The sequence below is a fragment of the Pseudolysobacter antarcticus genome (assembly GCF_004168365.1).
GTDB classification, from domain to species: domain Bacteria; phylum Pseudomonadota; class Gammaproteobacteria; order Xanthomonadales; family Rhodanobacteraceae; genus Pseudolysobacter; species Pseudolysobacter antarcticus.
On sequence record NZ_CP035704.1, the window covers coordinates 664,598 to 689,237 of the forward strand.

Annotated in this window: 12 protein-coding genes; 5 read left to right on the top strand and 7 right to left on the bottom strand. The window is 59.8% G+C overall.

The window, feature by feature from the left end:
* Nucleotides 1-5: 5 nt before the first annotated feature.
* Complete coding sequence (locus ELE36_RS02950; protein WP_129831673.1) at nucleotides 6-1,136, top strand: hypothetical protein; 1,131 nt, start codon at nucleotides 6-8, stop codon at nucleotides 1,134-1,136.
* A 113-nt stretch (nucleotides 1,137-1,249) separates the two neighbouring features.
* On the opposite strand, the gene ELE36_RS02955 is transcribed toward ELE36_RS02950, so the two are convergent.
* From ELE36_RS02955 to ELE36_RS02965, 3 genes are all read right to left on the bottom strand, one after another.
* On the bottom strand, nucleotides 1,250-2,323 hold the full coding sequence (locus ELE36_RS02955) for a choice-of-anchor Q domain-containing protein (protein ID WP_129831674.1): 1,074 nt from the start codon (nucleotides 2,321-2,323) through the stop codon (nucleotides 1,250-1,252).
* A 70-nt stretch (nucleotides 2,324-2,393) separates the two neighbouring features.
* Nucleotides 2,394-4,124 carry a right-handed parallel beta-helix repeat-containing protein gene (locus tag ELE36_RS02960; protein WP_129831675.1) on the bottom strand — a complete coding sequence of 577 codons (1,731 nt, stop codon included), beginning with the start codon at nucleotides 4,122-4,124 and terminating at the stop codon, nucleotides 2,394-2,396.
* Between the two features lie 122 nt (nucleotides 4,125-4,246).
* Nucleotides 4,247-6,637, bottom strand: coding sequence for a winged helix-turn-helix domain-containing protein (locus ELE36_RS02965; RefSeq protein WP_165371446.1), 2,391 nt, complete (start codon nucleotides 6,635-6,637; stop codon nucleotides 4,247-4,249).
* Nucleotides 6,638-6,855: 218 nt separating this feature from the next.
* Here ELE36_RS02965 and ELE36_RS02970 point away from each other — a divergent pair, with 218 nt between their 5' ends.
* A complete protein-coding gene (locus tag ELE36_RS02970) occupies nucleotides 6,856-8,379 on the top strand; it encodes an NHL repeat-containing protein (RefSeq protein WP_129831677.1) in 1,524 nt (507 codons plus the stop codon).
* A 119-nt stretch (nucleotides 8,380-8,498) separates the two neighbouring features.
* A complete protein-coding gene (locus ELE36_RS02975; RefSeq protein ID WP_129831678.1) occupies nucleotides 8,499-9,488 on the top strand; it encodes an OmpA family protein in 990 nt (329 codons plus the stop codon).
* A 324-nt stretch (nucleotides 9,489-9,812) separates the two neighbouring features.
* Here the strand turns inward: ELE36_RS02975 and ELE36_RS02980 are convergent, their stop codons facing one another.
* The gene (locus ELE36_RS02980; protein WP_165371447.1) at nucleotides 9,813-11,339 is read right to left on the bottom strand and encodes a delta-60 repeat domain-containing protein; all 1,527 of its coding nucleotides are present in this window, start codon (nucleotides 11,337-11,339) and stop codon (nucleotides 9,813-9,815) included.
* Nucleotides 11,340-11,649: 310 nt separating this feature from the next.
* Between ELE36_RS02980 and bla the strand changes: the two genes are divergently transcribed.
* A complete protein-coding gene (gene bla, locus ELE36_RS02985) occupies nucleotides 11,650-12,546 on the top strand; it encodes a subclass B3 metallo-beta-lactamase (protein WP_129831680.1) in 897 nt (298 codons plus the stop codon).
* 100 nt (nucleotides 12,547-12,646) lie between these two features.
* Here the strand turns inward: bla and ELE36_RS02990 are convergent, their stop codons facing one another.
* The 3 genes from ELE36_RS02990 to ELE36_RS03000 form a co-directional block, all read right to left on the bottom strand.
* The gene (locus ELE36_RS02990; protein ID WP_129831681.1) at nucleotides 12,647-15,646 is read right to left on the bottom strand and encodes a Calx-beta domain-containing protein; all 3,000 of its coding nucleotides are present in this window, start codon (nucleotides 15,644-15,646) and stop codon (nucleotides 12,647-12,649) included.
* 90 nt (nucleotides 15,647-15,736) lie between these two features.
* A complete protein-coding gene (locus ELE36_RS02995) occupies nucleotides 15,737-18,700 on the bottom strand; it encodes a serine/threonine-protein kinase (protein WP_129831682.1) in 2,964 nt (987 codons plus the stop codon).
* Entirely contained in the window at nucleotides 18,697-19,269 is a 573-nt protein-coding gene (locus ELE36_RS03000; RefSeq protein ID WP_165371448.1) for an ECF-type sigma factor, read from the bottom strand. The genes ELE36_RS02995 and ELE36_RS03000 overlap by 4 nt, the downstream gene beginning before the upstream one ends.
* Nucleotides 19,270-19,663: 394 nt before the next feature.
* Between ELE36_RS03000 and ELE36_RS03005 the strand changes: the two genes are divergently transcribed.
* Nucleotides 19,664-24,544 carry a carboxypeptidase regulatory-like domain-containing protein gene (locus ELE36_RS03005; protein ID WP_165371449.1) on the top strand — a complete coding sequence of 1,627 codons (4,881 nt, stop codon included), beginning with the start codon at nucleotides 19,664-19,666 and terminating at the stop codon, nucleotides 24,542-24,544.
* The last annotated feature ends 96 nt before the right edge of the window (nucleotides 24,545-24,640 follow it).

Sequence of the window (24,640 nt, forward strand, 5' to 3'; positions counted from 1 at the left end):
CCGGTATGGATAAATCCGCGCCCGAGCGATTGACCGCCGCGGACCGACCCGGTGTGGCGCAGCCCGTGCCGGAACGTCCTATTCCGCCGCGGCCATGGCGCAGCATGTTTGTTATTGCGCTCGCGCTGACGCTGCTGCTGACCGGGCTGTGGGAATGGCGCATGCGCAAGCTCGGACTCGAACCCGGCGATCTCGGTGATGGCGCGTCGGCATGGGCCGAACAACGTCGTCGTATCGATACCGAAGATGTCGCGGTGGCGATTGTTGGCGACTCGCGAATTCTGTTCGATACCGACCTCGATCGGTTTGCCGCCCTCACCGGCGTGCGCCCCGTGCAACTGGCGTTGCAAGGCACCAACGCGCGCCCGTTTCTGGAAAATATCGCCGCCGATCCAAACTTCAAAGGCCTCGCGATTGTCGGCATCGCTGATCTTTCCTACTTCCGCAAGGAGCCGGGTTTGATGGGCGATGCGCTGAAACTTTATCGCTACGAATCGCCCGCGCAAAAAACCTCGTTCTGGCTGTATCGCGGCCTCGCGCGTGTGTTCGGATTTCTCGATGAGGATTATCGGCTCAGCAAACTCGTGTTGCGGCTCGATCCCGATCTGCGCACTGGCGTGAAGGGACCTTACGATGCAGTCTGGAAAATTATCGTCAATGCAGATGAGCGGCAGGCCTGGATGTGGCCGCGCATCGAGCACGATGACTACTTGCGCGCACACGCACGGATGGTCTGGACCAAGCTGGTATTTTCCGGTCCGCCGATTGCCGATGACATCATTACGATGACTCTTGCGGCGACACGCAAAGCGGTTGCCACGATCCGCGCGCGCGGCGGCGAAGTGGTGTTCGTGCGGCCACCGTCCGCACCCGAGTTGCGTGCGATCGAAGAGCCGCGTCTGCCACGCGCGAAAGGCTGGGATGCATTGCTGGCCAGCGCGGATGTGCGCGGCATCCATTTCGACGACGATGCGGCGATGCAGGGCCTTAACCTGCCCGAGTATTCGCATCTCACGCGCCGTTGCGCGACGGTATTCACCGATGCGTATGTGCGCCGCCTCGTGCAGCTCACGCCGCGCTTGAGTCTGCGCGCTGATGCAGCGGCGCCGCTTGCGCCGCGTGATTGCGCGCCGTAAAAGATGGCCATATCGGCGCAGGCCGGCCGCGCGTCCACGGATTATGCGTTGCCGCGGTTCTGTTGGCGTAGTGGCATATCCGACTCCGCCGGTGATAAGTTGGATCCTGGCTCTTACTCGAATCCGTTCGCAAAAATACGTTCGCGCGTTGATTCATACGCGCCGACATCAACGATGCCAAGGCTGACGCGCGGGTTGCCGTCCAGATCGTAGTTGCTGGATCCACCGACCGGTGCGTTCAAGCCGCGATTGACCAGCGGCGAACCGGCGGCGGGACGAAAATCCAGCGCGCCAATGAAGCGCGGATCGATCCCCGGATCGTTGCCCACGTCGGCCTGGACAATGGGCGCAGTGACGATGCTGCTGTAACCCCACGAACCTAAGTTGCTGTATAGCCAGATGCGAATCGGGTCGCCGGAGCTGCGACTGTTGAAGTTGATCCCACCAACGATCGCATTGTTCACGAGGCGAAAGGCGGTACCGCCGTTGGAATCGAGCAAGGCACCGAAACCGGCGCCGTTGAGCGACAGCGAGTTGTTGTGCATGTAGACGATCTGCGCCGGGTACTCGGCGAAAATTGCCAGATTCGCATAATTGCTGCTGGAATCGCCGATGACGTTATTGATCAAATAGACGTTGGCAAAGCTGTTCAAGGTGACGACGTTGGTGAAGATGTTGAGTGGTGGTGTCTTTGTATTGTGGCTGCTCAGAACGATGACATTCTGCACGCGCAGATCCTGTTCGAGCGCGCCGAACAGCGCCAATGCCGCCGATTCGCCGTTGTTGCTGGTCGCGCCGTTGCGCAACGTCAGATTGTTGATCGATAACGTCGTATTCGGTGCATCGCCGGTGTTGTTGATACTGAGCACGGCGGTGACGTTTTGGCCATCCAGGATCGTGGTACCGGCTTGCTGATGCTGAAAGTCGCACGGGTCATGGTCATCATACCAGCCACCGGAAATACTCAAATTGTGCGGTTGCGCCGTGCTGTAGCTGAACATCTGCCCGCCAGTAAAATACGTGCCTTGCATCAGCCGGATTTCGTCGATGAGATTGGCGCTGACGCTGGCATCAGCCAAGGCTTGCCGCAGTTCGGTCTCGTTGCTCACGCAGGCCGGGTCGGCGTGACAAACCCCATTGGCAAGACAGACCAGTGCGATCAGCAGCAATACGCGATGCAAGCTCACGAGGTATCTCCCGAGGTTCATTCGCAGCGCATTTGTCGGTCTGCTCGGCGCATACAATTGTGCGCGGACACTATTCATAACCGCCACCGAAAATATGATCCGACTCGAACGCGCCGACATCAAAGCGGCCATAAAGATTGCCGTGTTGGGTATCGTCGAAACCGCGTCCATTCAGCACCAGATCGGTGAAGTCGTCGTTGATCGTGTTCGCATCGTCACAATAATCGGTGGCCAGTGACTTTGAGCGCAGGCGGTAATCGAAATTTGCCGGATTGTTGAAACCCGGCGCCCCCACCTGGCTGCGCGTACCCATCGTCAGCGCGGAATTGCTGCTGATCACGCAATCGGTTTGATAGCTGGTAGCGCCGCCTTGAAACACGATCGGCACACTGCTTTGCAGGATCGATGACAACAACGTCAGCGAGCTGCCGACGCTGCTGAATGAATAGATTTCCGCGGGCGACGATCCGCTGGCATGACTGTTATCGGCGAACGTGCTGTAGCTGATGCGCGTATCGGCGCCGCTGCCCAGATCGATCGTGCTGCATGGCCGGAAGTTCGAACCGTGCACGCAATTGTTGCGGCTGATCAATGCGCCTTGCAGCCGAATCGTGTTCGGCGGATTCGGTGCACCGGCAATACTGCCGACGCTGATTGCCGAACCGGAGTCGGCCGAATTTTGCAGCACTGCGGTCTGGATCAAGCGCACGCTGCCGACCTGCACATTGATCGCGCCGCCCGCCGCAACATACGTGCTGTGGCTATCGACGCTGTTGCCGCGGATCACATTGCATTGCAAATAATTCGCGCATTGCGGTGCCGGCGGCACGCCCGGAAAATCGCGCGACATCTGCAGACTGCTGCCGTTGTACATGAACACAGCGCCGCCCGAATTTGCCGCGCTGTTGCCGGTCAGACTGGTTTCCTGCGCGATCAAACTCACACTCGGGCCATCGAGATAAATACCACCGCCTTTGTCGTCGGCGCGATTATTGGCGATCGAAAATCCGCTGATCGGCGGGCGTGGATCGCCGGCCTGGTATTGCCACGCGCCGATAAGAATATCCACCGGCGTGGTGCCAAAACGCGTGGCGTAAATGCCGCCGCCCAAACCCGACGGCAGGTTGGCGGCATCGTACTGAACATGATTGCCGCTGAGCGTGGTGCGATCATTCTGGATGCGCACCGTGCCGCCTTGCAGATACATGCCGCCGCCCTGGCGCCGTGCAGTGTTGTTGAGAATGCCGACGTCCTTGCCGATCGCGAGTGTCGCCTGCGCGCTCGAAATTCCGCCACCGTAGCTGGCCTTGTTGTCGTGCATCGTCACCCCCTCGATCAACACGTAGGCGCTGCCGAGAATATGCACGGCGCCACCGAATGGCGCATCGCCGCCGCTCAGATCGAGATGGCGCAAGGTGATCGAGCGTCCGCTAGAAGTTCCGGTCTGGATGTCGATCACGCTGTGCGCATAATCGCCTACAACGGTCGCTGCCGGACCCGGTGACGAAAGATCGCAATCGTCGTAACCGCCTTCGATCAACACCGATTGGTTGCCCACCACCAGCGCCTGATTGGTGTAGCCCGCGGTGTTGGTGACAAACACGTAATCGAGATCCGGCCCGTTCGCCAGCGCGGCATCGAGCGCCGATTGAATCGTCTCGTATTCGCAGTGTGCCGCACCGCCCTGGGTGTTGCCGACGATGAAATATTGCGGGCTCGCATGCGCCGTGGCGGAGACGATGAGTAGCATCAGCAGAGCCGTGACGCGACTCTGATAGCCGGTTTTCCGAGTGTTGGGCATCGCCGTTCTCTCGTGGTTGTACCGGCGCGTATTGCAGCAGCGCGGCCAACTCGGGTCTTGACGGATTCGTGAGTGAATCGCGACGAATCGTGATGATGCGCCTGACGCGCGAGCGAATGTCGCTATTTCGATGCTTGCGGAGCAGGGCTGGCGGTCGGAATCAGCGGCGCGAGCAGGGCAGAATCCACGACCAGATCCGCTGATTGCTTGAGTTGGTCCAGTCGTTTTTGTTCGGCATCAGCCGCGTCGGTCTGCCCCGCGCCACGCAAGGCAGCGATGTGCAGTGCGATCGCTTCCGGCTGTTGTTCGAGCCACGGCGCGAGTGCAGGCATCAGTGCGAGCGCGGCGGTGGCATCGTTTGTATCCACGCGCCAGTGGCCGAGCAGCAGCAATGCATCCAGCTTTGGCGGGCCATCGGCACGAGTGGCATTGGCATCGACCAGGCGTTGCAACGCAGCGATCGCTTCCGTCCGTTGACCGTGCGCGTATTGCAACTGAATTTGCACGAGCGGCTGCATCGTCGCCATTTCCGGATTTGCGGGATCCGCCTGGATCAACAAGGCCAGCGCGGCGGCGGCGTGTTCTGCGGCGGCGACATTGCCACCACGCGTGGCGACACGCGTCGCATCGGCGAGTACCGCAGCGTCATCGAGATTCGCTTTCACCGCGGCGAAAAGTTCGTGCGCGGAATCCAGTGCGGCACTCGCATCGCCCCATGCTGCGCGCTGCTCGGCAATCACGCCGCGCGCCCACAAGGCTTTCGCCTGCCAGTTCTTGTTGTCCTTTTGCAGCGCGATTTCTTGCGCGCGTTGCGCCAGCGCTTCGGCTGCCTCGTAATGGCCGAATGTGGCGAGCACGCGCGCGAGATTGGTGCCGACGTGCACCTGCGTATGCAGATCGGACAACTCGCGTGCGAGGGCCAGGGTTTGTTGCAGCATCGGCACCGCGGTCAGCGCGTGGCCCGCATCGAATTCGGCAGCGCCGAGACCGCCGAGTTCGCGCATCTCCAGATCCTTCGAGCCGGCTTCGCGCGCGGCATCGATCGCTTCGCGAAAATGGATCAGCCGCTCCTTGAAATGTCCTTGCTCACCATCGACGATCGCGAGGTTGGCCAATACCGACGACTCGTTGCGCCGGCTGCCGGCGGCGCGCGTCAACGGCAACGCCAGCTCCAGATGCTGGCGCGCCTGGGCGAGATGGCCACGCTTGATTTCGACCGCGCCGTAGGTCGAATGCACACCGGCCAGAGTCAGTGGGCGGCTATTGTCCGGCAGCAGTGACAATGCCTCGTCGAGGTAACCAGCGGCGGCATCACCATCGCCTTTGAAATAATTCGATGCGCTGAGCTGACGCAAGGCCAGCACGAGCAAATCGTGATCACCGCGTTGCCGCGCGATATCGGCCACGCGTTTGGCGTTTTCGACGCTGCTATCGATCTCGTTGGTCGAGCCTTGCGACGTCGCAAGCCGCAAACGTGGCCATAACAGGCCGGGGTCTTGATCAAGGCAGATCTGAAAATATTTCTTCGCACTGGCCTCGTCGCCATGCGCCGCGGCATCAAGGCCGCGCGCATACGCCTCGGCCAGAAACGGGTTGCGGATATCGCTATCGTCGCGGGACGCCGATGCGAGTGGCACGACGCCGAGCCAGCGCTGGATGCGTGCGACGGAATCGACCGCGAGCGGCGTCGGTGAGGTCGCGCGCAAAGTCTCGCGATGTGCGATCGAGCCATCAATGCTGAGGCGCAATTCCAGTTCGTATAACGAGCCAACCCGACGTAATTCGCCACTCACAAAGTGCGTCGCGCCTAGTGATTTTCCGAGTGCTGCCAGCGCCGCCGCATCGAAGCTGTCGTGTGTGCCGACCACGCTCTGCACGAGCTGAGCACCGATCACTTCGACCTTGCCTTGTTCCTGCAGCAGGCTCGCAATCAGGCCCATCAGACCGTTGCGTGTCCATGCCAGTCCCGGTTCAGCGGTCTTGTCGGTGATCGGCAGCACTGCGATGCGCGACAAGGTGCGGCCATCCGCTGCGCTCGGTGGAAAATGCGGGATCAATAATGCTGCGACGATGAGCAATAATGCCGCCAGCGCCGCCAGCCACCAGCCGCGCACCGAGCGTGCCGGCGATTTGATCGCGGCTGGCGATGACATTGGTTGCGGATCGATTGTGACCTCGACTTTTTCGTCGCCTGCGATCAGCACCGGCGCAGCCCATTGCAGGCCGCGGCCATGCACGGTGCGGATCACATGTTGCGATTCGCCATCGTCACCGAGCGCGCGCCGCGCCTTGCTCAGCAGTTGCGATAACGCTGCGTCGGTAACCGGACGCTGGCCCCACAAGGTGTCGTTGATTTCGCGTTTGGAAAGGGCGCGGTCGTGATGAATCAGCAGCAGCGCGATCAGGTCGAAAACCTTGGCTTCGACATCCACCGGCGCATCGCCGCGTCGAATCGCGCGCGTGGCGAGATCAATCGAATATTCACCGATGCGATAGAGCGACGTGGACGGCACGATATTTCCGGCGGCATGCAGTAAAGCCGATTATAGGCGTGTTGCCGATCGCACCGCGCAACATCCGTGGGTTCGCGATTTCGCCGCAAAACCTGGCTGATACAGCGAGTATTTCTATTGTTGCGAAAGCGTCCGCGTATTTGCATGTCTGCAATCACTGCTGTGCAACGTATATCCCATCACCAGCAGTCAAACGGCTGGGCTTTCGGGAGTAGGGTGTGAGTAAAAATCCGGTTTTCCGCAGCATGTGTTGGTATGCGTTGGGGCTTGTTTTGTGTATATCGACCTATGCCCGATTCGCGCATGCAATGGATGGCGATCTCGATCCCACTTTCGGTAGCCCGAGTTCAACACCGGGTGTGCAAACGGGCTCGCTCATTATCGATTTTGGCAATGGCTCGAACGCCCATCAGGATGGCGCGCACCGTTTGCTACGCCAGCCCGACGGAAAATTCGTCGCAGTCGGCAGTGTCGATAATGGCGGCCATCTAGCCATCGGCCTCACTCGCATTCTCAATAATGGCCAGCTCGATATCTCGTTTGGCGATATCGCCACGCCGGGTCGATCGATTACCACTGGCGGAGGTGTCGACTACACGGGCAACGGCATTGCGTTGCTGCCGAATGGCCGGTTCGTGGTCGCCAGCACGATCGGTTATGGCGCGCCGCGTGGTTCGCTTATCGCGTTTCCCGCCAACGGGGGCACGTCGGTGTGGAACATCCAGGATGCAGATGGATCAGCCTACAACGATGTGCTCACGCTACCCGATGGTCGACTGCTGGCGGCGGGAGCCGCAGCGGGAATCTCCTTTCCTGCGTCGAGCGACTTTTCTCTGGTGCTATATGATGCCAGCGGCATATTCATCGACCGGCTCACCACATATTTTGATCTCGGCGGTACCCACAACGACCAAGTGCAACGCATCGCTTTTGTTGGTTCCGTCGATGCACCGAGCCAGCGCCTCGGCTATGTCTATGCGATCGGTTCGGTAACCTTAGCCGACTACGCCAGCGGCCATCACAATATCGAGTGCGGAATCATCAAGGCGGGCCTTTATTCGACCGCACCGCGACTACGGCTGGAGCCAAGCTTCGGCACCGCGAGCAGCGGCAAACTCGTGCTTGATCTCAACACCGCATGGTCAGCTGGCCGCAGCGATGCGAGCGAAGGTAACGGCTATTGTCGTGGACTTTCCATCGGCAAGGATGGCGCATTGTTGATAGCCGGGGAACGGTATTATTTCGGCGATGACAATTTGCAACCGACTGCCGACGACAGCTTAGGTTTCGTCGCAAAACTCGATGCCAATGGCGTTGCCGACACTGCGTTTCACAATCTCAGCTTTGGCGCCGGCTTCGCGTTTTATTTCAATGCCACCAGCTATGCAAGTGGACTTTACGAGGGGCTATGGTTCTCCCTGATCCAAGGCAGCGGCTTGCCATTGTTTGGTGGGTTGATCGCTAGCACTTGTTTCAACTCTCAGACAAATCACTCGTGGGTATTTCGCGGTACGGCTTCTGGTTCGCAAGATCCGACCTATGCGTTCGTCTCCTGCAATGCACCACGGCAGCCTACGGACGCCGGTTACGACGTCGCGCTGGATGGCGTGTTCGATGCTGGTCGTATTGTCACCATCGGAAATATATATCGCAGCTTGAACTCCGGTAGCGCGACGGATTTCGTCTTCATGCGGCATCAGAGCGACCTGATTTTCAGCGATAACTTTGATCCGGGTTATTGAATCAATCGCGTCGTTTTCGTGTTCAGTGCCCAGCTAATCCTGCAGCACCGAACAATGTCGCATTGTGTACTTTGCGTATATGTGAACTTTGTACTCCAACTCCTCGAAAGGATACTGCCATGAAACTCAAGCTCGGATTCATCGCTCTGGTTTTGTTGTTGTCGGCGCCGCTAGCGAGTTGGGCCGATAACGATCTCAAGGATTGCGAAGCTTGCAAGGATCATCCGCTGCTGGCGCGTTATCCAGGTTCATTCCTGCTCGGTGCGGATCAAAAAGGTTTTGAGGAAGCCGCGTTGCCGCTTGGTCCCGCCACGCAAAATGAGAGTGGCGAAAGTATCGCGCCGAAGACACTGAATGTGACGGGCAAACGCACGCGTTTGTTCTATTTTGCGCCGCCCGAACGCAGCGCGCTTGAAGTCTTCAGTAACTATCAGGAAGCCTTGCAGAAGGCCGGCATGAGCGTGCTGTGGACGTGCTCGGATCTGCAATGCGGTAACGATTTCGCGAGTCAGGCGCTGGAATTGCTGCACCTGAATCATCTCGACAATACCCCGGAATCTTCGCTTGGATTTACCAATAGCGAGCGGCCGCGCTACCTGCTCGGCAAACTTGCGCGGGCGCAGGGCGATGTGTATATCGTGGTGATGGCGGCAGACAAAATCGATCAACAACGCCCGGCGATATTCGTGTTGTTGATCGAGAGCAAGCCGATGGAAAAAGGTCTGGTAACGGTGGCTGCCAATGCGCTCGATCAAAGCCTGATCAGTAGCGGCAAGGCTGTGATCTACGGCATCACCTTCGATTTCGACAAGGCCGACATCAAGCCGGAATCAAAACCGCAACTCGATCAGATTGCTCAGTTGCTGCACGATCATACCGATCTCAAACTGGCGATCACTGGCCATACCGACAATCAAGGCGGCGCGGACTACAACAACAAACTGTCGCAACGTCGCGCCGACGCGATCGTCGCAGCGCTGGTTGGAAGTTACGCCGTGGCGGCGAATCGACTCAGCGCGCAAGGCCTCGGTGCATCGGCGCCGGTGGCAAGCAATGACAGCGACGAAGGCAAGGCGAAAAACCGCCGTGTCGAACTCGTCAAACAATAATCACGCGGCGTTATGTGCTGGCCCGGTGCATGCAACCCCGGCCAAAAGCCCGGTGATAGCGAGATCATGAACCGCGATGCGCTGATGCGCTCAGCCGGCAAGCCGAGGCACGATTGACGGCGTGTAGTCCGCTGGTTCCGTGCAGTAGCGTCAACTCGATTGACCCTACTTTGGCTGCGATCCGGTCGCGTGGATGGCGCGTGAATCGGCATGCTGAGTGGGGTGTGGCATGCACATGGCGACTGCTAACGACGCGATTTTTCATGCGCAAAAATATGTTCTGTGCAAGCCATGCGCGATGATGATCGAGCAACGGTTTGCGGCTCAGAATCCGTCACCGAAAAGTTTGTCGTTCTGCAAGCGCAGGAACAGGAAATCGACGTTGCTTGCGGTGTAGTTCACGCCGACGGCGAGCGGCCGGTTGCCATCCAGCAGCAGCGCAGTGACGTATTGCGGCGAACCGTTGCCGGGTTCGGATCCGGGGCTGAAAATGACATTGCCGGCGCTACCGAACGCGCTATCAGGATCGCCGTTGAACAACATGCGGTGGATGCCGAAATCGGCCGGTGCATTACCCTGAAAAAAGCTGTAAGCGTTACCGCCAAAAATAATGTTTTCGCGGAAGTGATCTTCCGAATTATTGGCGATGCTGTTTTGCTGCAGCACCAAACTGCTGATCCCGTTGTAGGCGCCGACCGATTGGTAGATGCCGATCTTTTCGCCTGGCACCGGAGCGCCGCCGAATCCGGCGTTGATAATGCCGTTCGAGTAGAGTTTTGCGACTGCCCAATAACTCACCGTGCCCGATGCGGTCGTGACATACGCTTCGCCGCCGAGCACGATGCCACCGTCGACGCCGATCGCAACCGCGCGACACGCGTCGGCACTTTCGCCGCCCGGAAACTGCCCGTCGAACGGCACAATCGCCAAGCCCGGTTGGGTGGTCGGATTCGGTCCGAAACCAGCATCGAGATCGAGATTCGGCAAGATGAATGCAGCCACCGCGAAATTGGTATCGTTGCTGCCACCGAGGTGTTGCGGTCGGCCTTGCGCCGAACCGGCCACGACCACGCGATTGCCGGCCACCGCGATCGCGCTGGCGTTGTCTTTTACCCCTACCGTGCCATCGGAAAAATCGACAAACTTCTGCATCAACGGATGGCCGTTGGCATCGTGCAGCACGGCGCAAAAATCCGCGCTGGTGCCGCTGACATATTTCTGTCCGGTGCCCGCAGTGAGGATACGGTTATCGGGCAATATCGCAATGGCCGCGAGTGAGGATTGGCTGTCGCAATCGAGGAACTGCGCGCCGCCATCACTACCAAAACTCGCATCGACCGCACCGTTCGCGAGCAGCCGAAACAGTAGTCCGCCGGTGCCGCCGGTACTGGCAGTGAATGTTCCGGCCACGACGATCTTGCCGTCGGATTGCAGCGCAATCGCGCTCGCTGATTCATCGGTTGGTACAGCAAAATCGGCCGAGCTGAAAAAGTACGTACCGATGCCCGGCAGCGAGCCGGTGCCTGCGCCAAAACTCGTGTCGAGAAACCCACTCGTGTTGAGCCGCATAACGATGACCACGGTATGACCCGAAGCAAGCGTCGTGGTGCCTGCTGCGAGAATCTTGCCGTCGTTTTGCCGCGCCACGGCGGTCGCGAAACTCGCACCGGCGTAGGCGTAATTGCTCCAGCCGAGCCCCGGAATGCCGAAGGCCGGGTCGGGTTTGCCATCGTAGTTCTGCGCGCATGCCGCGACGTTGGTCAGACACCCGGCCAGCGCAAGAATCGCGAGCCATCGATGTCGGCGCGATCCGCCGGAATTTCTGTCGGTTCTATTCTGGCTGGTTTGCATGACGTGCTCCCGAATGCGCAGCCAATACCGGCTGCTCGTTCTGGGATATACGTTGCAGGGCGTGCATTGCAGACATTCGATCATTGGCGGATGTCGCTGCCGTTCAGGCGCGATCGTTATCGAACCGGACATCTGTGGGCGGATGAATTCGTGGCGTCGCCCTGACGGGCGTGCGGCGAAAATCTGTCTGCCTGCGGGCGAAAAAATGGCGGTACATATTTTTACTTTGGGGAGCGCAAAAAACAGCGGAGATCGGTGTTAGCCTGCGCGACAATTCCGCGGCAACGCCCGCTCTCTTGCGAGTAAGTACATGCGATTGCATTTGTATACTTTTGCGATATTTGCGCTAGCCGGTTGCAGCGCGCACGCCGCCAAAACCGTTGCCGCGACGCAGAAATCCACCTGCCAGCCGGATGCCGATTGGAACGAGCCCGCGTCGCCGCTGCATATTTACGGCAACACCTGGTATGTCGGCACGTGCGGGCTGAGTGCGCTGCTGATCACCTCCGCTCACGGTCACATCCTGATTGATGGCGACACCGAAAAAGCGCCACCGCTGATCGAGGCGAATATTCGCAAGCTAGGGTTTCGTCTGGCCGATGTGCGCTACATCCTCAACTCGCACGCGCATAGCGATCACGCCGGCGGGCTGGCGCAACTGCAGCACGATACTGGGGCGGTTGTTATTGCGCGCGGTGCCGATGCTGATGCGATCGAACGCGGTCAGGGTGATCGTTCGGATCCGCAGTATCTGGAAAGCAAAAAATTTCCGCCGGTTAGCAACGTGCGGCGTGTCGTCGATGGCGAAATCATCACGCTGGATACTTTGGCGTTGACCGCCCATGCCACACCGGGCCACACGCCCGGAGGCACCAGCTGGACGTGGACATCTTGCGAAGGCGAGCGCTGCCTGCAGCTGGCCTACCTCGATAGCGTCACGCCGTTATCCGACGACGTTTATCGTTATACCGACGAGGTGTCGCATCCGGGTTTTGTCGCGGCATTCCGTGCCGGTCTCGCGACGATCGCAGCACTGCCTTGCGATATTTTGCTCACGCCGCATCCGGATGCGAGCGCGATGTGGAGCCGACTCGGAGCACAGCCCAGCTCACCACTGATCGATGCCGAGGCGTGCCGCCGTTATGCTGCGCGCGGTAACGAAAAACTTGATACGCGCATTGCCAAGGAACATGCCAGCGCGCCGTGATTCGAGCACCGCGCCGCTGATTATTGCGGGGAGTTTTCACGGTGGTTCAACGCTGCCGTGACGACGAATCAGATCCGCTATCACGGCAATAGCGCGCACGCTATTCAAAGCCGTTCTTGAAGATTCGATCGCTGGCAGTGATCGTGATCTGGCCTTCGCTGTCGTAAGCGATCACGTTTCCAGTCCCGCCGACGATCTGCAGATAGAAGGTTTTTTCGATCTGGTTTTGCGCATCGGCGAGTACCGTGATCGGTACCACCTTGCTGGTTTCGCCAGCGAGAAAAGTGACTTGGCCGCTGAGCGCGACATAGTCCGCACCGGCCTTGGCCGCGCCGTCCGCGGTTTGATAGTTGAGCACGATGGTATGCGTGGTCGGAGCGGAAAGTTTGATCGTGATACTGGTTTGCACCTGGCCGACATCCGGCGCGCTCACACTCGCATCGGTCACGCTGTAGAACGGATAGCCCGGGTCGTGATCGTACAGCGCTGCATCGACCGCGGAATTCGCCCCGAGCTTGGCGCCACCCGTCGGTTGGCTGAGCACGAGGCCGAAATGTTCGGTTCCTTCGACCTGGTTATCCAGCACGATCGGAATGTTCACGATTTTGATCGACTCGCCCGCGGCGAAAGTCAGTGTTTGTATCACGCTCGCATAATCCGCCGGCGCGGTTGCCGTGCCATCGGCGGTATTGAACTTGACCGATGCGATGCCGCTGAGTCCGTGCGAGCGCACAATCGCGACCTTGAACAGTGCAACATCCTCGTACGCCTGGACCGGTGTGGCGATATTGAACTCGCCCGCGCTGGCCGGGCCGATCGCGATGCACGGCGAAAATTCCGAGGTATTGCCGTCCGCACTGGTGGCCGTGGTGGTGATAAATCCGCTGACCGGATTGCTCGGCAGTGATGCCGAAATTGCGGCGATGCCATTCACATCGGTGAGCACATTGCTGCTGCCGAGAAACTGCTCGGCTTGACCCATGCCAGTTATATCGCAGGTCGCCGAGAGAAAATATTCGATGCGAAAATTCGCGTTGCGCAACGAACTCAACTGGCCCTGCACACTGACCGCATTCGCGAGCTGAGTGGCCAGCGTGACCACCGGATAATTCTGGCCTTCGTTCGGGCCGTGATCGACATCCAACGTATCGTTCGGCAACGGGCCTTGCGGATCGAGATCGATGCCAAGCCGCTGATTGGCGTAGATGCGATTGCCGAGGAATCGATTCTGCGCGCCGAACCACAGGTAGATTCCATTGTTCGAATTATTGGCAATCACATTGCCCGCACCCGCCGCGGTGCCGCCGATGAAATTGCCATTGGCGCCGTAAATCACGATGCCGAACTGGTTCGGAAAGATGCCGGTCGATGCCGCATTCGTACCGATGCTATTGCCTTCGATGTGATTGCCGGTGGCGCCCGGGCCGTACAGCGAAATGCCGTAATAGCTGTTCGCCGCGATGACATTGCCGGTGTTGGCTGCGGTGCCGCCGATCTGATTGTTGGCGCCCTGGATGCCGATGCCATTTTCGTTATTGCCGATTGCCGCGGACTGGTTGGCGGAGAGTCCGATCACGTTGCTTTGCACTTTTGCCGCGGTCACGGCGGCTTCGAGATTTACACCGCGTTTATTGCCGGAAATCGTATTGCCGCTGCCGGGTTGGCCGATCACGATGCCGCCGCCGCCAACTGCGCGAATGCCGTAACCCTGATTGCCCAACGACGCCGTGCCCGCGGTATTCAAGCCGATCATATTGCGCAGCACGCTGATATTTTGCGCAGGCGCATCGATCGAGATACCGCTGCCGCTATTGCCCGAAATTACGTTGCCCGCGAGGCTGTTGCCGACGCTGATGTTCTGGCCGTAAACGACGATGCCGTCCTCGCCATTCGGCAAGGTCGCTGTGCCCGCGGCATTGCTGCCGATGTTGTTGCTGGCGATCACGAAATTGCTGGTGACAGCTTCGAGAATGATGCCGCTTCTGCCGTTGCCGGAAATCAGATTTCCCGTGCCCGCCGAGCTTGCCCCGATGTTGACGAAGCTGCCGGATATCGCGCGAATGCCGTAATTGGTATTCGGCAGCGCCTGGCTGCCATTCGCTGCGATGCCGATGATATTCGCCAGAATCTGGCTACCCTGCACGCCGATCAATACGATACCGTTGTCGCCATTGCCCGAGATTACGTTTGCGCCACCGCTGGTCGTATCGCCTATCGATGTGCCCACGCCAAGATCATCGACGATGCCGCTGCCGCCATTCGCGATCGCCGCGGTGCCCGCGACATTCACGCCGATGTAGTTGCCGATGATCTGCACGCCGGTGGTTGAATCGACATAAATGCCATCGCCGCCGTTGCCGGAAAAAAAATTGTGCTGCGCCGGCTGGGTCGAACCGATCTTGGTGTTTGCCGCCAACGTGCGTATGCCGCTGCCGAGATTCGCAATGGCGGCCGTGCCCGCCGCGTTGAGGCCGACACGATTGCCGAACAAGGAAATATTGCTGGCGCTGGCGCCGATATAAATGCCGTCGCTTGCGTTTCCGGAGATCACGTTGAAGTCGTTCGTCAGGCTTCCGCCGATCGTGCTCGACGTCGTGCTGTCGATGAATATCCCGGTATCGTTGCCGAGCGCGCTGATACCGTCCGTGCCGAGATAACAGCCACGTACGAAATTGCCGCTGCCGCTGATGATCGCGATACCGTCGCGCGCAAAACGCGTGATGATCAAACCTTGCACCGTCGTTTGACTGGCATCGATACGCAATCCTTCACTGTCGCCGGCGTTGATGCCATCGATGCGGATCAATGGGACGCCGTTGAAGCCCGTTTGCGATTGCGCATTCAGGATGACCGGATCGCTGAGCGCGGGTAGCTCCGACAGCGGGGCAATAGTTTGTGCACCCGTGCCGATCCCGAACAGGATGGTATCGGCACCGGGATTGGCATTGGCATTCAGAATCGCCTGACGCAATGATCCCGGGCCACTGTCGGCGGTGGTGGTGACAGTGAACGTGCTGGCCGACGCCAGCGGCGACAAACCGCCGATGATCGCTAGCGCACAGAAAAATCGGCGGCTGTATTTTTTGCAGGAAATGCGCATGCGAAATTCTCGGAAGAATGGAGTGGTATCCGTTCATTACGAGGAGTCGCGAGCAAAGAGGACATTGGCTTGCGGCGTTGCTGTTGGTTCTCAGTGTTCAGGCAGACGTTGCAGCGCGGTTCGCACTTGCCGCGTCATCCAGTGATCGCTGCCGCGTGTGTGTTGCAACTGGATCAGCGCAGTTTTGATTTCGCTGCGTGCGGCGACAAAATCGTTGTGTGCCGCGAGGCATTCGCCGTGCACAGCGAGCGCCTCGGCATGCCGCCAGCCGTGCGCAGGATCATCAGCCGGGCGCAGCTCCAGCGCATGATTCACTGCATTGCAGCCGGCGGCAACATCGTGTTGCGCCAGGGCGATACGCGCCTGCGCCAGCAGTGCATCGGCGAGGCGTTCGGTGTTGCTCGGCTGCAGCTTGTCGAGGATCTGCAGCGCCTGCTGAATTTGCTGGTTGGCAGCGCCGAGATCGGCGACTGCCAATTCGCCCAGCGCAAAATGTAGATGGGCCGCGGCCACTTCCTGCGGCGGCAAGCCGCTTGAGTCGGCACGCAGATCTTGCGCCAGTTGGTGCTGGATAATTGCCTCGGCCGGCCGACCGGACAAACGCAATACGATGCCGAGTTGATCCATCGTGTACGACACCAGAAAATGTTTTTCGCCGAGTTGCTTGCGCCGTTCGCTCAACACATCGCGAATCAAACGCTCCGACTCGGGCAGATCGCCGGACTCGCGCAATGCCACTGAAAGATTGGCCTTCGAGCCGAGCGCGAACGGATGTTCGGGTTTGCCTTGCGCCACCCAGATCGCCAGCGCTTGCCGGCTGTAATCCGCGCCGCCGACAAAATCATCATGATGCATGTGCAGCACGGCGAGGTTGTTCAAGGTCGCCGCGACATCGGGATGCTGTTCGCCGAGCACGCGGCGTTGCATCGCTAGTGCCTGCAGATACAGCGGTTCGGCTTCATCAAAGCGGCCGAGGCGATCGAACGCACGCGCGTGATTGACCAGCGCAGTGGCGAGTAACGGATGATCAGCGGGCAATAGCCGGCGATAAATGGTGATCGCCTGCTGCAGCGGTGGCAACGCTTCGGCGACATGTCCGGCCTGCATGCGAAACGAACCGAGATTGATCAGATTCTCGGCGACATCCAGATGGTTTTCGCCGTACAACGCGGTGAACATCGCCAGCGCCGCTTCGGTCAGGGTGGTGCCTTCGTCGAGACGGCGCATATCGCTATAAAGCACGGCGAGTTGATTCAGTTGCGCCGCGATTTGCGCGTTCGGCGATTTCAGGTTGGCGCGCGACATCGCCAGCGCCTGCTGCAGTAGCGGCTCGGCTTTTTTGAAGTCGCCCTGACGCCGCGCGATCTCGCCTTGTAGCGCCAGATCATGCGCCACGCTCGCACTGTCGGCGCCGTCGCTACTGCCATGTTGCGCGAGTGCTGCCGCGGCATTTTTCTCGGCGGCAGCATAATCGCCTTTCTCGTATTCGGCGCGCGCGAGTTGTGCGATCAGATTCGCCTTGGATGAATCTGCGCCGGCATCGGGAAGTTTGTCGAGCGCCTGCTGCAGCAGGCGGATGGCATGATCGTATTGGTCCAGTTCGATGTAGATCGCGCCCATCACTTCGCCAAAACGCGCGGCCAATTGCGGCTGGCTGGAGAGCTGCGTATCGAGTCGTTGCGCGCCGGCATCAAGCACATCAACCGCGCTGAGTTTGACTCCGCCCGGTGCGCCTTTTGGATCGGCCACGCGAAAAATATCGATCAGAAAATCGGTCACGGTTTCGGCACGCTGCGCCTGCGCGCGCGCCAGCCGCGCCTCCCACAACGCCAACGCGGTGGTTGCGATCAAGCCGAATATCGCCACGCTGGCCATGACCACGCCGAGCCGATGACGCCGCACAAATTTGGCTGTCCGATACCACGCGCTATCGCGGCGCGCGCGGATCGGCTCGCCGAGCAGGTAACGATGCAGATCCTGCGCCAGCGCATCGGCGGTCGTATAACGCCGATCGGGTTCGCGCTTGAGCGCGGTCAGGATGATGGTGTCGAGATCGCTGCGCAGTCGACGTGCGGGCACCGGCGCATCGGCCGCGGCGCGTTTGCTCGGTAGCGCCGGCGGCGTGCTGTTTACCTGTTTGCGGATTTCTTCGAGTGTTGTCGTCGCGCCGAAATCGTAGGGGCGCTGAGCCGTGAGGAGTTCGTACAAAATCGCGCCGAGCGCATACACGTCGGTGGCGGTGCTGACCGGTTCGCCGCACAGCTGCTCCGGTGCCGCATACGCAGGCGTCAACGGTCGGCCCGCAGCATCGCCGGTCTGGGTTGCATCGATATCGTCGGCGAGCAATTTGGCGATGCCGAAATCCAGCAGCTTGACCACGCCATCATCGGTGACCAGCACGTTGGACGATTTCAGATCGAGATGCACGATCAACGCGCGATGCGCAAATTGCGCCGCGGCGCAAATATCCACGAACAATTTTATGCGCTGTTCGAGCCCCAGTTTTCGCACAGCGCAATGCCGCAGCAGCGGCTCGCCGTCGATGTATTCCATCGCAAAATACGGACGCCCTTCATCGGTGATGCCGCCATCGAGCAAACGCGCGATGTGTGGATGTTCTAGCCGCGCGAGAATTTGCCGTTCGCGCAAAAATCGTGCGAGTAATGCCTCGCTGTCCATGCCGCGCTTGATCAGTTTGAGCGCGGCGCGCTGCTCGAACTGGCCATCCGCGCGCTCGACCAGCAATACAATGCCCATGCCGCCGCGACCGAGTTCATGCACCACGCTCCACGGCCCGATGCGCGTGTTCGCCGCAATCGTGGCTTGCGCCGCGTGCGGTTGCGACCACGCCGCCGCCAAGGCGACTTGCGCGGCGTCGATCGCGTGCTCGAAAGCCGCTTGACCCTGATCGGCAAGCAACAACGCCTCCACATCGCGCTTCAGCTCGGCATCGCCACCACACAACTGCGTGAGCAAATCATCGCGCGCGGCTGGCGCGACCTCGGCGACCTGATCAAAGATTGCACTGATGCGCTGCCAGCGTTGCGTATTCACAAATCGACCGATTTGGCTGGCACCAGCAAACCCAGTTGTTGCACGAGAAACGCACAGGCGCGCCGCCAGTCGCGCGCGATCGTGCGTTCGGTGAGTTGCAGCAGTTGCGCGATTTCGACCATGTCCAGGCCGGCAAACACGCGCCACTCCACGACCTGGGCGCCACGCGGATCGAGCTCGATCAGTCGGTTCAACGCCGCATCGAGTGCGACTACATCGACCAGGTTTTCGTGATCGTGCGCGATCAACTCGCCGACCCCGGTGGTCAACGCGATCTGGCCGCTGCGACGGCGGACGCTACGCCGCCGCGCCTGATCGACCAGGATCTGGCGCATCGCGCGCGCCGCCAGCGCAAAAAAATGCGACCGCTCGAGTCCGGCCAGATGCACGGATTGATGCAGCTTGAGATACGCCTCATGCACCAGCGCGGTCGTATCCAGCGTGGGCTCGTCACCTGCGGCACGGCGTTCTCGGCTGGCCAGTCGGCGCAGCTCATCGTAGACGAAGGCAAACACTTCGGCGGGCGCTCCGGGAAGGGGATTGTCGAGCGTCGCGTCCGAGTTTTTCACCGTGCGTCCCGCCTGAGCAATGACCGGACTATAGGCGGTAATAATCCGAGCAACAAGGCTGGCGCTGATGCGGAAAAAAAGATCGTTTTCAGGCGTGAAAATTCGGTCCGCACGGATTTCAAATCGGCGCTATGCCGCCGCAATCTCGTCCCGCGCTAGCCAACGCCACGCGCGCTCAGAGCGATCTTCGGGTTGCATCGGCCGATCTGCGAAAATAATCGGTAGAGTCATTAGGCGGAAGTGTTTATCATCCTGCAGGCTGATATTAAGCGCGTCTAAGTTGGGTGCCTCTGCATACTGCTGGCGACGGCTTTCTGGTGAGTCATCGATGCATTTGTTCTGTCGCTCGTGCCGTTTGTGGCCACGCCGACGTGACGATTTTCAGGGGGAAAGCATGAAACACATTTTGTTCTCACTACTACTCGTATCGGGTGCCATTGCCATGGGCAGTGCTGCCGCAGAGGATTCGATCAGCACCACCGACGTTGCGCAGAGCAGTCCGGTGTCGTCAGGGAAACCTGTCGAGATTGCGATGAAACGCGCCGGTAGTCCGATCATCGATCTACGCCAGCTGCCAGCGACTCCACCGCGGCAGCGTGAGCGTCCCGAGCGCGAAGAACCGGACGTTATTCCGGTCGCGCTACCGGGTGGCGAGCCGGGCGTCAGCGTGCCGACGCGGCCCGGCCCGACTGCGCCGATGCCGGCCACGGCATCCAATTTCCTCGGTCTGGATTTCGCCAACTGGGGTGCGGGACGTCCACCGGATACGGTGGGCGACGTCGGCCCGACGTATTTCATCCAGGCAGTCAACACCTCGATCGGTATCTTCCGCAAGTCGGACAGCGTCCGGGTAGCCGCGTTCACCTTCGACACGTTCATGAGTCAGGGCAGTTTCGGCAATCTGTGCGACACCGATAACTTCGGCGACCCGGTAATTTTGTACGACAGCTTTGAAGATCGTTGGGTCATCACCGATTTTGCATTTCAGCTGGATGGATCAAACAATGTGATAAATCCGCCCGGTGTGTTTCAGTGTATTGCGGTGTCGAAAACCGGCGATCCAGTCACTGGCGGCTGGAACTTTTATTCGCTGCATCTGACCGATGCGCTCAACGATTATCCGAAATTCGGCATCTGGCCGGACGGCATCTACATGTCGGCCAACATGTATGCCTTTCCGTCGGGTGGTGGATTCCAGGGCACGCGTGTATGGGCGTTCAACAAGGCGCAGATGTATGCCGGTACGGCGTCCATCCAGATCGTCCAGTTCAGCCCGCCGTCATCCGAATTCACCTTGCTGCCGGCCAACGCGCGCCTGCAAACCGGCACGCCGCCGCCGGGTGCACCGAACTACTACAGCACCATTTTCAATTTCCCCAACGCGGTGTCGATTTACAAGTTTCATGTCGACTGGAACAGCATTTCGCTCTCCACTTTTACTGGACCGTTCACCACCATTGCGCCGGCAAGCTGGGCCCCTGCACCGGCCACCGTGCCAGCACAAGGCGGCAACGCCAATGACACGTTGGCGACGCGCCTGATGATGCAGAATCAATACACCAACATCGGTGGGATTGAATCGATCTGGAATACGCATACGGTGCTCGGCGGTGCGGCCGCGACCTCCGCGCCACGCTACTATCAGATCAACGTGACCGGCGGCACGGTTGCTGCCACGACCACACAGGCGGCCACCCACACGCCGGACACCACGGTGAATCGCTACATGCCGAGCTTGGCGCTTGATCGCGCTGGCGACATGGCACTGGGCTACAGCGCCTCGTCGGCGGCCTTGATTCCGGCGATCCGTTATGCGGGACGTCTGGCTGGCGATCCGGTCAACACCTTGCCGCAAACTGAAACCTCGCTGGTCGAAGGCACCGGTGCACAAAACTCCAGCACGCGTTGGGGTGATTACAGCGCGATGTCGCTCGATCCGAACGGCTGCACGTTCTGGTACACCAACGAGTATTACATCACCACCGGCAACAACTGGCAGACGCGGGTCGGATCGTTTCAATTTCCGTCGTGTACTCAAGTGAGCAACGGCACGCTGCAAGGTACCGTCACCGCCAGTGTCGGCGGTGCACCGATCAGTGGCGCGACGATCACTTTCGGCAGCCGCATCGCCACCACTAACGGCAGCGGGTTTTATCAGTTCTCAAGCATTCCCTCGGGCACCTATCCGGGCATCAGCGCCAGTTATCCAGGGCGTGTTTCAAGCAGTGCGAACAGCATCGTGCTGAGCGATGCTACGACGACGACACAGGACTTTTCGTTGGCTTTGGCGCCGACGAATGCGTGCCTGATCGACACCACGCAGGCCGACCTCCAGACTGGCGTTCCGAGCAACGTCGATCTGACCAGCAACCCGGGTGACGTGATCCTGCTCAAGCCAGCCAATGTCGATCAGCAGAACACCTCTGTCACCAACAACGGCTTTGGTTTCACCAGCACGAGCTGGGTCGCCCAGACCTTTACGGCGGGCGTCGCCGGACAACTGACACAAGTTGATCTCGACCTGTTCTGCAGTATCTGTACCGGAACAACACCAAACATCACGATATCGATTCGCGCCACAAGCGGAGCTACGCCGGTACCAACCGGCGCTGATCTTGCAGCCACGACTATCCCCGGCAGCAGTGCAGGCGGTTATTTCAGTGCAACCTTCAGCAGCCCGCTGACGCTCGTGGCCGGAACCCGATACGCTATCGTGGCGCGCGCCGTTTCCAATCCGTCGGCTGGAACCTACGCGTACTTTTGCAGTTGCACGGCCAACACCAACCCTTACGTGAACGGCCAACGTGTTACCTCGACCAACAGCGGCTCGACCTGGACCGCTGATGCAACTGCTGGCGGACGCGATCTCGGGTTCAGGGTGTACATGAAAACCAGCTTCTTGCCCTCCGGCAATTTGATCTCGTCGAACAAGGACAGCAATCTTGCAACCGGTCTGCAACCGATCTGGTCAACCCTTTCGTGGAATGCCAGCACGCCGGCAAACACAGCGCTGGCGTTTCAGATCGCGGCCAGCAACTCGGCGTCCGGCCCGTTCAATTTTGTCGGCCCCGATGGCACGGCGGGCACGTTCTTCAGCAGCAGTGGCGCATCGCTGAATCAATTCAATGGCAATCGCTACCTGAAGTACCAGGCGGATCTTTCGACGACCAATAATGCGGCGACGCCGGTAGTGAATGACGTCACCGTCTGTTACACGGCTCCGCCGCCGCCCGATTTGTCGTTGACCAAGAGTGATGGCGGCGCGTCGGTGGCGCCTGGTGGCACGGTGGCCTATACGCTGACTTATGCGAATGGCGGCGGACAGAATGCCACGGGTGTGGTGTTGAGCGAAACCGTTCCGGCCAACTCTACATTCAACGCCGGCGCGAGCACTGCGGGCTGGGTCTGTACGCCGAACAACACCGCGGGATCGGCCTGCACGCTCGCGATAGGCACGGTCAACGCTGGTGTAAGCAATCAGACCGCGACCTTCGCCGTTACTGCGATCACGCCGATTGCGGCCGGTGTGAGCCAGCTTTCCAACACCGCCAGCATCGCCGACGATACGACGCATGGCGCCGATCCCACGCCTGGCAACAACAGCGCGAGCGATACCACGCCGTTCACCGGTGCGCCCGATCTGACCATCAGCAACAGCGATGGCGGTGCCTCGGTTGCGCCGGGCGGCACGGTGGTCTACACGCTGACCTATGCGAACGTCGGCAACCGCGGTGCCGCGGCAGTGGTGCTCAGCGAAACGGTATCGGCGAACACCACGTTCAATGCCGGCGCGAGCAGTGTCGGCTGGGTTTGCACGCCGAACAACAACGCTGGTTCGACCTGCACGCTGGCGGTCGGCACCATCGCCGCGGGTAGCGGCAATCAGACCGCGACGTTTGCCGAGACGGTCGATAGCACGCCTTCGATTGCGGTCGCGCAGATATCGAATACCGCCAACATCGCTGATAATGGAGCCAACGGTACGGATCCGACTCCGGCGAACAATTCGAGCACCGATACCACGCCGATCTCGGCCGCGGATCTGTCGATCAGCAACACCGACGGCGTGACCTCGGCAACACCGGGTGGCACGGTGACTTACACCATCACGGCGACGAACTTCGGCCCGAGTATTGCAACCGGCGCAACGATCACGGATGCGTTCCCGGCCGCGTTGACATGCAACTGGACGTGCGCTGCCGGTACGGGCGGTGGTACCTGCACGACACCATCGGGTACGGGCAATGTTAATGCTGCGGTTAATTTACCTGTGAACGGTTCGGCGGTGGTCACTGCGGTGTGCAGTATTTCGGCAGCGGCGACAGGTTCGCTGATGAATACCGCAGCGGTCGCGCCGCCGGTTGGAATCATCGATCCAATTCCCGGCAGCAACTCTGCCAGCGACACCGACACACTCGTGCCGACAGCCGATGTCGCACTGACGATTACCGACAATCGTGCGTTTGTGCAGGTCGGCGATTCGCTGAACTATCTGATCAATGTCAGCAATACCAGCGGGCCGAGTAACGTGAGCGCCACCGTGACCGATGTGCTGCCGACAGAACTGTCGAGCGGTAGTTGGGTGTGCACGCCTTCCGGCGGCGCGGCTTGCGCCAATGGCAGCGGCAACACACTCAGCGATACTGCGACGTTGCCGGTCGGTAGCCAGGCTTCGTACCTGTATTCGGCAACGGTCCAGCCCGGCAGCCCGGACGATGTGATCAGCAACTTGGCGTCAGCCGTGCTGGTTGCGGGCACCGATCCGAATCCGGCCAACAACAGTGCCAGCGACATCCCGCAAGACATCATCGTGATCTTCAAGGACGGCTTCGAGGGTACGCCGCTGACATTGTTGCCGGTGGCAGGAAACAGCAGCGCCATCGGCTTCACCAGCGTCCATCTCAAGCTCAATGCAACACTTTTGCAGCGACTTGGAATTGTGCCCGTGGCCGTGGTTTCCGGTGTATCCACCTCCGGCAAGACGTTGTTCACGATCGAGCTCGCGCGCTTCGGTAAAGAGATTGCAGCACGCAGTTTGATGACGGATGCGCACGGTTTGAGCGAGCGTTCGGTTTGGCAGATTCTTGCGACGAATCAGCAGCAACTTGCGCTGGATTGGCAGTCGGCATCGGATCATGTTGCCGATGGCTATCTGAGTGTCGACAGCGGTGGCACAGCAGTGCTGGCAAGCGGTCATGATCAACAGGATCGCCTGATCCATTTGCTGGTGACGGTCGACGGCACGCTGCCCTGGATGAATTTGATCGCGCATTAAATCGAGCTATTCGATCGTCTATCGAGCCCGGGAAACCGGGCTCTTTTTTTGGACGATTTACGTGCGCTTAAGTGTTGCGCGCGTACTTTCGAATCT

Coding starts and splice junctions, on each gene's coding strand:
- ELE36_RS02950 (WP_129831673.1), top strand. CDS start 6: ATGGATAAATCCGCGCCCGAGCGATTGACCGCCGCGGACCGACCCGGT.
- ELE36_RS02960 (WP_129831675.1), bottom strand. CDS start 4,124: ATGCCCAACACTCGGAAAACCGGCTATCAGAGTCGCGTCACGGCTCTG.
- ELE36_RS02975 (WP_129831678.1), top strand. CDS start 8,499: ATGAAACTCAAGCTCGGATTCATCGCTCTGGTTTTGTTGTTGTCGGCG.
- ELE36_RS02980 (WP_165371447.1), bottom strand. CDS start 11,339: ATGCAAACCAGCCAGAATAGAACCGACAGAAATTCCGGCGGATCGCGC.
- bla (WP_129831680.1), top strand. CDS start 11,650: ATGCGATTGCATTTGTATACTTTTGCGATATTTGCGCTAGCCGGTTGC.
- ELE36_RS02990 (WP_129831681.1), bottom strand. CDS start 15,646: ATGCGCATTTCCTGCAAAAAATACAGCCGCCGATTTTTCTGTGCGCTA.
- ELE36_RS03005 (WP_165371449.1), top strand. CDS start 19,664: ATGAAACACATTTTGTTCTCACTACTACTCGTATCGGGTGCCATTGCC.